6 protein-coding genes and 1 tRNA gene are annotated in these 5842 nt (G+C 68.9%); 2 read left to right on the top strand and 5 right to left on the bottom strand.

Annotation, left to right across the window (positions count from 1 at the left end):
- Window positions 1-56: 56 nt before the first annotated feature.
- On the bottom strand, window positions 57-581 hold the full coding sequence (locus ACFWNV_RS39025) for a phosphoribosyltransferase (protein ID WP_383956903.1): 525 nt from the start codon (window positions 579-581) through the stop codon (window positions 57-59).
- Window positions 578-1165 carry a dCTP deaminase gene (dcd, locus tag ACFWNV_RS39020; RefSeq protein WP_053675430.1) on the bottom strand — a complete coding sequence of 196 codons (588 nt, stop codon included), beginning with the start codon at window positions 1163-1165 and terminating at the stop codon, window positions 578-580. Before dcd ends, ACFWNV_RS39025 begins: the two co-directional genes overlap by 4 nt.
- A gap of 476 nt (window positions 1166-1641) precedes the next feature.
- Between dcd and ACFWNV_RS39015 the strand changes: the two genes are divergently transcribed.
- Window positions 1642-1712 (top strand) — tRNA-Gly (locus ACFWNV_RS39015).
- A 142-nt stretch (window positions 1713-1854) separates the two neighbouring features.
- On the opposite strand, the gene ACFWNV_RS39010 is transcribed toward ACFWNV_RS39015, so the two are convergent.
- The 3 genes from ACFWNV_RS39010 to ACFWNV_RS39000 all read right to left on the bottom strand — a co-directional run bounded on the left by ACFWNV_RS39010 (window position 1855) and on the right by ACFWNV_RS39000 (window position 5095).
- Window positions 1855-2856, bottom strand: coding sequence for a hypothetical protein (locus tag ACFWNV_RS39010; protein ID WP_383956900.1), 1002 nt, complete (start codon window positions 2854-2856; stop codon window positions 1855-1857).
- A 186-nt stretch (window positions 2857-3042) separates the two neighbouring features.
- Window positions 3043-4362, bottom strand: coding sequence for a YhgE/Pip domain-containing protein (locus ACFWNV_RS39005; RefSeq protein ID WP_383956897.1), 1320 nt, complete (start codon window positions 4360-4362; stop codon window positions 3043-3045).
- 97 nt (window positions 4363-4459) lie between these two features.
- Window positions 4460-5095 carry a TMEM175 family protein gene (locus tag ACFWNV_RS39000; RefSeq protein ID WP_383956894.1) on the bottom strand — a complete coding sequence of 212 codons (636 nt, stop codon included), beginning with the start codon at window positions 5093-5095 and terminating at the stop codon, window positions 4460-4462.
- Window positions 5096-5565: 470 nt separating this feature from the next.
- On the opposite strand from ACFWNV_RS39000, the gene ACFWNV_RS38995 reads away from it, so the two are divergent.
- Window positions 5566-5769 carry a cold-shock protein gene (locus ACFWNV_RS38995; protein WP_383956891.1) on the top strand — a complete coding sequence of 68 codons (204 nt, stop codon included), beginning with the start codon at window positions 5566-5568 and terminating at the stop codon, window positions 5767-5769.
- Window positions 5770-5842 lie beyond the last annotated feature (73 nt).

Raw genomic sequence — 5842 nt, 5'->3', positions numbered from 1 at the left:
GCGGCCCCCCCCCCCCCCCCGGCCCCCCGCGCCCCTCTTGTACGTCTTCGTGCCTGTCAGGCGTCGAGAACCTGTCCCTCGCGCCGTACGACGGGCGGTTCGACCGACCAGGGGAAGTTGACCCACTCGTCGGTCTTCTTCCACACGTACTCGCACTTCACGAGCGAGTGGGACTTCTCGTAGATCACGGCGGACCGCACCTCGGCGACGTGCCCGAGGCAGAAGTCGTGCACGAGCTTGAGCGTCTTCCCCGTGTCCGCGACGTCGTCGGCGATCAGCACCTTCTTGTCGGTGAAGTCGATCGCCTCGGGCACGGGCGCGAGCATGACCGGCATCTCCAGGGTGGTGCCCACCCCGGTGTAGAACTCCACGTTCACCAGGTGGATGTTCTTGCAGTCCAGCGCGTACGCCAGCCCGCCGGCGACGAAGACGCCGCCGCGGGCGATGCTCAGGATGATGTCGGGCTCGTAGCCGTCGTCGGCGATGGTCTGCGCCAGCTCGCGCACGGCCCGCCCGAACCCCTCGTAGTCGAGGTTCTCGCGCACTCCGCCACTCCCTCCGCCATTCACTCCGTCACTCATGCCTCGTGCCTCACCTGGGTCCGGTGGAAGTTCTGGAAGGACCGCGAGGCCGTCGGGCCGCGCTGGCCCTGGTACCGCGATCCGTACCGCTCGCTCCCGTACGGGAACTCCGCGGGCGAGCTGAGCCGGAACAGACACAGCTGTCCGATCTTCATACCCGGCCAGAGCTTGATCGGCAGCGTGGCGAGGTTCGACAGCTCCAGCGTCACGTGGCCCGAGAACCCGGGGTCGATGAAACCGGCGGTGGAGTGCGTCACCAGGCCCAGACGGCCAAGACTGGACTTCCCCTCCAGTCTGGAGGCGATGTCGTCGGGCAGCGAGATGACCTCGTAGGTCGAAGCGAGGACGAACTCGCCCGGGTGGAGGATGAACGCCTCGTCACCGTCCGGCTCGACCATCCGGGTCAGATCGCTCTGCTCGGTGGCGGGGTCGATGTGCGCGTACCGGTGGTTCTCGAAGACCCGGAAGAACCGGTCGAGACGTACATCGATGCTGGAGGGCTGCACCATCGACTCGTCGAACGGGTCGATGCGAACCCGTCCGCTGTCGATCTCGGCCCGGATGTCTTTATCGGAGAGAAGCACGTCCCGAGGATACGCAGAGCGCGCGGGCCGCCCCAATCGAGGCGGATTCCCGCGCGCCGGTGTCTCGTCCTGTCTCCCTCGCGCCTACCGCTTCGGCGCCGCTCCCACGGGCACGGCATGCCGCAGCCGCGCACAGCGCGGACACCGCAGCAGCCGCCCCGGCCCGATCCGGCCGGCACCTAGGTGCTGCAGCGGGAACGAAGCGGTGCTGAACACGTGCCCTTCGGCACAACGGACGACGGTGTGCTCCATCGAGTCCCTTTCCCCAACCAGCCGTACTGCGATGAATCGCCACATTAGGGGATGAACAAGACCCACTCCAGCCGCCGCTCCGCACCCACACGGTACGCCCCAACTCCCGCCCCCACGACAGCCCGTGCACCCCGCACGCGACACCACTCCCGGGACGAATTCACCAGGGGTCGATCATGGGGTAGGGTGAGAAACGATAGCGCTCCAGGCAACTGGATCACTACGCGGATGTAGTTTAATGGTAGAACATGAGCTTCCCAAGCTTATAGCGCGGGTTCGATTCCCGTCATCCGCTCTTCTGCGAAGCCCCAGGTCAGCGACCTGGGGCTTCGTTGTTGTCTAGACCTCTCCCGGCTCGTGTGCCCTTCGCGTGGCACAACTGCCCTGATGGCGCTCCGGATTGCTTGCCGAGTCGCTGCTCGGGGTCCTTGGCGCACCTAGCTCGCGAGTGCCTTGAACAGGCTGCGGATCTCTTCCTCGTCCGCGATCACCGGCAGGGTGTCGAAGGAGAGCTCCCATTCGCCCTTCGGGCCGATGCGCTCGACGATCCCGAAGGGGATGCCGGTGGCCTTGGGGTCGGTGCCGTTGGGGTCGGTCATCGTGCCGTGCCACTCGATGTAGGTGGTGGTGCGGCCGAAGGCGGCCTGGCCCGCCTTGAACTCGACGTCGGCGCTCTCGAACAGCCGCCGCAGGTAGGCGGTCTTGCCCTCCTGGGTGGTCAGCGGCCGGTCCAGGCCGGGCCCGGCCAGTTTGGCGTTGCCGGTACGGGCGGCCAGCGCGGCAGTGTCCCCGCTGTTCCAGGCGGCGAGGCGGGCGGGGATCTCCTGGGCGTGGAACCGGTCGGGGTCCGCTCCGCGCGGGCCGCGGCCGGCCGGGTCGGCGATGCCGGCGAAGAGGGGGCGGGGCCGCTGAGACTCGGGCAGGACCCGGAACAGCTCGTAGCGGTCGTAGTAGCGGCGGGCCTGGATGGTCTTGCCGTCGTCGCCGAGGACGTTGCGGGCGATCTGCGGGTAGCTGACCTTCTGACCCTTGAGGGTGACCGTGTTCTGCTGGCCGAACATCATCACGGCGCCGTCGGCGACCACGTTCGTGCCGCGGTAGCGGAGGTCCGGCACAAGACGGAGCGAGTTGCTGATCGAGGCGCCGATCGCTTCGTGGCCGCGCTGGGGCTTGCCGCCGGCCTCCCAGAGGGTGGCCTCCTCGTCGAAGATGTCCAGGTAGGTCTGGAGGCTGGGGGCCTCGCCGAAGACGATCTGCCGCTTCATGAAGGCGCAGGCGTTCGGGGTGATCCGCCCTTCGAGCCGGTCCACCTTCTCGCGGACCCCGGCGCACTCGCCGCCCTCGGCGGTGGCGGTGGCCGGCGCGGCACCGAGGGTGAGGCCTGCGAGGAGAGTGGCCGCCGCGAACACTCCGGTGCGCGTGTACCGCCGCATGCTCATGTCGTTCCCCGTTCGTGATCGCTTGATCGCTTCGCTGGATCAAGCTTCTTCGGGGGCGCCGGAGAAAACGATTACCTCGGGGGTAATGACGGGCAGTTGACGGTGGAGGCCCATCCGGTTGGCGGTGTCGCCGGAACTTCGTCATGCGGTGGCCTTGGGAGGAGGCACTGCCAACGGCGCCGGCCGTCAGGGGGTCGAGGCGGGGACCATGCGGCGCAGGCCCTTGCGGTCGTAGTAGGTGGTGGCGGCCCAGCCGAGGAGGAGGGCGACCGCGATGCCGAGGGCGATCATGAGCCAGGCGCGGGTGAGGCCGGCGTCGGCGCGGGCGTCGAAGTAGAGGATGGAGCGGACGCCGCCGCTGAGTTGGCGCATGGGTTCGAACACCGCGAGCCAGCGGTAGAAGCCGGGCAGGGCCTCCAGCGGGACGGTGGCGCCGGAGGACGGCAGGGCCATGACGATGAAGACGAACATGCTGACCAGCTGCCCGATGCTCCCGAAGGTGGCGTTGATCGCCTGGACTCCGAGGCCGACCGTGGCGCTGGTGGCGAAGGAGAACACCCACAGCAGCCACAGGTGCGAGGCGTCCATACCGATCAAGGTGATGCACGTGAACATGATCAGCGTGGAGGTGACGGCGGCCAGCGCCACGGACATCGCGGATTTCACCAGCAGGGTGCGCCTGCGGTCGATGGGCACGGTCGGCCGGCGGCTGTGCCAGGGGCCGATCTCTCCGTCGGCGTAGCCGAGGGCGACGTCCACGCCGTTGCTGATGATGTTGCCGCCCAGGAAGCCTGCCATGACCAGCAGGAGCGAGTAGTAGAAGGCCGTCAGGCCCAGTCCGCTGTGGGCGCCGAGCGGGAGGCCCGGCCGGACCTCGACGTGCAGGGGGTCGGAGAGCATCAGCTGCTCCGCCGCGGTCGCGGTCGCGGGCCCTCCTCCCGGCTTGGCCGCGGCGGAGGCGGTGAGGTCCTTGCCCACCTGGGCGGAGGCGCGGTGGGCGGCGCTCTGGGCGATGGTGGAGGCGAAGCTGGAGGCCAGGCTGCCCACGCCCGGGTTGGTCAGGACGTCCAGGGTCGGGCGGGCGGGGGCGCTGCCGGCGGCGGTACCGAGGCCGAGGACGGCCGCGGTGAAGCCCTCGGGGACCACGAGGGTTCCGTAGAGCTTGCCCGACTTCATCTGCTCGCGCGCGGCGTCCGCGTCCAGCAGCCGCCAGGAGGCCTGCGGTACGGCGGCACGCGGGTCGGCGATGCCTTCGGTGATCGAGGCGCCCAGGTTCTGGTGCTTGCCCGCCACGTCCGCTCCGCGGTCGGCGTTGACCAGGCCGATGGGCACGTCACGGAGGTGCCCGTTGGGGTTGGCCACGCCCCCCATGTAGAGCAGCGAGAGTCCCACGACGACCAGGGAGACCAGGATGGTGGGGAACTTCCAGATCCGCGGGTTGCGCAGCACCCGCCCCGCGGTCACCCGCGTGCGGTCGCGGTCGCGGTCGCTATCGGGCTGAGCCATGTCTCTCCCAAGTCAGCAGCACCATTGCCCCCCCCAACCGCGCAACCATACGATTCACACCGGTTTGTCCTTGGTTACGGCGCCCCGGGGCACGGGGTCAGGTCTGGCGCGTGCGCCGCCATCGCCGCCGGATCCGGACCGTGAGCTGCGCCGGGACGAGTGCCAGCCAGAACCACTCGGCGGCCGTCGTCGAGAGGAAGGCCAGCGGCACCGCGAGGAGGAACACCACGATGGTGGCCGCCATGCTCCAGACGGCGTCGGGCACCGCCCTCCCGGCCGGCACGATCGTCAGGTGCGGGCGTTTCCACACCAGCAGCAGGAGGGCGAGCTGCGCGAGGTCGACGGCCGCGAGGTTGGCGGAGTAGAAGGCGACGGCGAGCGGCTCGTGCGGGTAGCGGGCCAGCAGGGAGGTGGGGAACGGCAGGAGCGCGACGAGGCCTAGGCCCGCCAGCGCGATCCGGGTCAGGACGGGGTCCGTCCTGAGCAGCAGGTCCAGGACGCGGCGCTGGTCGTCCCAGAAGATCGCGATGATCGTGAAGCTCAGCACGTACGCCCCCAGCTGGGGCAGCGTGCCGTGCAGCGCCGACCGGAATCCGGCCGGATCCAGCCCGGCGGGTACCGCGATGTTCAGGACGAGCAGGGTGATCGCGATCGCGTAGACACCGTCCGAGAGCGCCGCCAGCCGGCCCGGCCGATCCTGTTCCCCCACGATCTCCACGCCGGCGCTCACCATGCGGACAGTCTGGTCGGTGCGGGCCGGGAGGGCCGTAACGGCGTGCCGGGGAACGCGACGACGCGCGGGAGAGCACGCGACGACGCGACGGAGAGCCCGCGACCACGTGCAGGCGGGCGCGACGACGGTCTGCCCGCGTCGCGGCCGGCGAATAGCCCGCGCCTCACAACACTGCACTCGGGGCGAATCAATATCTGTCCCGGCGGTCTGAGGATTTGAAGGGCGCCGCGAGGAGAGTTTTCAGCACAGCGCAGGGGTTGAATTTATTCGGCCCACGCAATCCACTGCGACGTGCTACTGTCCATCTTGGTTGCAGTTTTGGTACCCAAAAACTTAAGGCATCTCCAGTCGACCTCCGCGTCGCATGGCGGCGCTTCATATTTCCGGTCATTTTCCGGGCGGGGCATCATCGCGGCGACACGGTCTCCGCACAGTGCGGACACCGCTGTACTGCCCCAAGGAGATATGACATGGCTGCTGGCACCGTGAAGTGGTTCAACGCGGCAAAGGGCTTCGGCTTCATCGAGCAGGACGGTGGCGGCGACGACGTCTTCGCCCACTTCTCGAACATCGCCGCCCAGGGCTTCCGCGAGCTGACCGAAGGCCAGAAGGTCGTCTTCGACATCGCGCCGGGTCCGAAGGGCCCGACGGCGGAGAACATCGTTCCCGCCTGACACTGACGCACGTTTCGCAGCTGGGGCCCGCATCCCTCGGGGTGCGGGCCCCAGCTGCACATATCTCCCGCGG

The sequence above is a fragment of the Streptomyces sp. NPDC058401 genome, from assembly GCF_042722885.1.
In the GTDB taxonomy this organism is placed as follows: Bacteria; Actinomycetota; Actinomycetes; order Streptomycetales; family Streptomycetaceae; genus Streptomyces.
Note: the sequence above shows the minus strand (reverse complement) of the source record. Positions and strands in the feature narration are given on the sequence as shown.

What these genes read in the sequence shown, in the direction of transcription:
- ACFWNV_RS39000 (WP_383956894.1), bottom strand. Translation starts at nt 5,095, where the DNA reads ATGGTGAGCGCCGGCGTGGAGATCGTGGGGGAACAGGATCGGCCGGGC.
- ACFWNV_RS39010 (WP_383956900.1), bottom strand. Translation starts at nt 2,856, where the DNA reads ATGAGCATGCGGCGGTACACGCGCACCGGAGTGTTCGCGGCGGCCACT.
- ACFWNV_RS39005 (WP_383956897.1), bottom strand. Translation starts at nt 4,362, where the DNA reads ATGGCTCAGCCCGATAGCGACCGCGACCGCGACCGCACGCGGGTGACC.
- ACFWNV_RS39025 (WP_383956903.1), bottom strand. Translation starts at nt 581, where the DNA reads ATGAGTGACGGAGTGAATGGCGGAGGGAGTGGCGGAGTGCGCGAGAAC.
- ACFWNV_RS38995 (WP_383956891.1), top strand. Translation starts at nt 5,566, where the DNA reads ATGGCTGCTGGCACCGTGAAGTGGTTCAACGCGGCAAAGGGCTTCGGC.